Below are 270 nucleotides of genomic sequence, written 5' to 3' on the forward strand. Positions count from 1 at the left end.
CCATGGCCGCGCCCATGACCCCGCCGCCCTGCGCGGCCTGCACCCCGATCAACTGCCGAAGGTTCTGTGATGCCCCATGACTACGAAAGGGACGGCGCCGCGATCTATCGCCAGTCCTTCGCCACCATCCGGGCCGAGGCCGATCTGGCGCGTTTCGACGCGGACGAGGAACCCGTCGTCGTCCGCATGATCCATGCCGCGGGCCTGGTGGGGCTGGAACGCGACGTGACCTTCACCCCCGGCATGGCCACCGCCGCCCGCGCGGCGCTG

Annotated in this window: 1 protein-coding gene; it reads left to right on the plus strand. The window is 71.1% G+C overall.

Translation table 11 applies throughout. From position 1 onward, the window contains the following. Window positions 1–69 precede the first annotated feature (69 nt). Window positions 70–270, plus strand: a 201-nt coding sequence (locus TW83_RS17760; protein WP_045984119.1) for a precorrin-8X methylmutase, incomplete at its 3' end; no start/stop codon positions are given.

It is taken from the genome of Paracoccus sp. S4493 (assembly GCF_000967735.1).
GTDB classification, from domain to species: Bacteria; Pseudomonadota; Alphaproteobacteria; order Rhodobacterales; family Rhodobacteraceae; genus Paracoccus; species Paracoccus marcusii.